At 38.1% G+C, this 2265-nt stretch carries 1 protein-coding gene; it reads right to left on the bottom strand.

Features of this window, described 5'->3' with window-relative positions:
* Positions 1-137: 137 nt before the first annotated feature.
* Positions 138-2265 (bottom strand): ricin-type beta-trefoil lectin domain protein (locus tag QVD32_RS12940; protein WP_287710353.1); only part of this gene is annotated, 2128 nt, incomplete at its 5' end.

The raw sequence follows: 2265 nt of genomic DNA, 5'->3' as shown, positions 1-2265 counted from the left end.
TTATATATCGAAGGATATGATAAAAATCTGGGTTCGGTAAGTCAAGTGGAGAGTATAGCTTACTTCCTGTAATTAACTTTGCAAAGTATCCTAAGAGACTTTGTCATCAATCTTAGGATACTTTATTAAGGGTGTTTTTATTCAACTTTCTCAAATGTCCATTGATAAACATAATCAACAACATCGACAAACCTGTAAATCTCCAATGGTGTTCCATAGAGTAAATGATGAGAATACAAATGCATGTATCCGTCAACAGGATTGGCAACTAACTGGAGGTAATATGTGTTAGGTTGTCCTGATCCTGTGACTAACCAGCGGTATGAATAAGCATGCTCTTTATTATATAGGTCAATCTTTAGCGGAGCACTCGCATCCACACGATTATTTTCTGTGTGGAAATAAAGCCGAGTACTTCCATCTAATAGATAAATGGAGTATGTACAGTCTGCATTTTGTTCCACTTGCCATGTATATGTGCCGTTATAAGGAGAGTTTCCTAATTCAAGACCAACATTTGGTGTTTTAGAGTCATTGGTAGTATGAACATAATAAGGGTCGCGGTGAATCCTATATGTACCAGGTGTTAATGGTGTTGGAATTGTTACCTTTTCGAATTGCCATTTATATGCTTTCTGTTCAGCTTGTTGGCGCATATAATAATATTCCACAGTGTTTCCTTCGCCTCCAGAAGCATTTTTGCAGTGAAGGTATTTAAGCTTGTCCGAAGCTGACTGAATATAGAAACTTCCAGTACCATCTCTTGTTGGAGTAATGAACCATTTGGTGAGAGCAAAACTTTCTCTGTTCATTTCTGTTGTTTTGACGGTAGAGCTTTCTGGAATACTGCCATCAGTACTACCCATAAGAGAAGTTTCTGTTCCCATGAGTTGAATAGTATAAGTTCCGTCTCTAACTGGTTCCCCATGATTATCTCGTTCATAATCAACCAACCAATAGAACGAAGACCGATAATCTTCTTGAAACGTGCGTAATGTAATGTCTGCTCCTTGTGTGAAATTGTAATTCTGCGGACAAAGTTTTCTACCACCATCCAACTGGGTAGTTATAGTGTAAATGCCTGGGACGATGGTTGAAATTTGTTTGTTCTGGTTGAGTCTTCCGTTATCAGCAAATACTTGCCAAAGATGAGCATCTTCTGTTCCTTGTTTTTCTGCTTTGAATACTACACCTGCTTGAGTTGGATAGTCGCCAGAATACACCGTTAAAGTTTGCGACATGATAGGTTTAATCTTAATTTTTCTGCCCATAGGATTAGGTCTCTCTACAATATACTTGTAGTGATTTTCCCAACCGCTGTGCCAATCATTTAATTCCACTATCTGGTTTGCAGAAAAATCTCTGCTCTTAGGATGGATAGCTTTATTAGGATATGTTTTGCTGAAGATATTGTAGGAATCATCTAAATCTTTTTTGAAAATATAATGATTAGAAAGAGAAGGGTAGATGTCTCTATCTGCTACTAAAGGAGATGAACTCGTGGTAAATGGCCTTATAGGAACAAGTCCAAATGCAGTATTCATGTTATCAACAATTTCATAACCCATATTGGTCATGAAATCGTTTCGTTCCAAGTCGTGCTTGAATTTGAGAAGATTGAATCTCCATTTATAATAAGGTGCGTCTGCTCCTTTATAGTAATCTACTTTTAGAATTTTCTTAGTAGAAAAAGGCTTCTGATCAACTCTCATGTATAAATGAGGACGCTTTTCTGAATGAATAAAGAAATAGCCATCACCAGCAGGTTCCAACAACCAGTTTGTATTTCCTTCTGCAAAATCAAGTTTGACATATTGGGCAGTTTCAACATCATCAACCGAAAGATAACGTTCATTGTAAGCCATTCTGATTTTGCACACATTTAGACTACCTGCAATAGGTGAGATTACCCATTGCCTTGTAAATTCATTACCCACTGTAGAGGTTGGCTGCATGTCAATAAGTGTGCCTACTGCAGTTCCTGCTTCTTCTGAAGCCCAGCAAAGGTTGGCATCTGCAGCAGCACTTGCTGTGTACATTCCGTTTGGAATACTTTCTCGGGCATATAAGATTTTTACTTGTTCTTCCGTTAAGGCTTGGTTATATACTTTAAAATCATCAAGCACAAGTTGGGGTGTTCCCGTTCCTCCAAGTCCCCATTGTGTGGCTTGTAATAAACTTTGGAGACCGAAATAGTGGAGAGCTTTTTCCATTCGTCCGTAAGGTTCGAAAAGATAGAGACTCATACTGTTTCCTCTATGTACA

Origin of the sequence: Barnesiella sp. (assembly GCF_022723415.1) — a bacterium.
Taxonomy (GTDB): Bacteria; Bacteroidota; Bacteroidia; order Bacteroidales; family Barnesiellaceae; genus Barnesiella; species Barnesiella intestinihominis.
The sequence above is the reverse complement of the archived record's forward strand: the minus strand, read 5'-3'. Positions and strand labels throughout refer to the sequence as shown.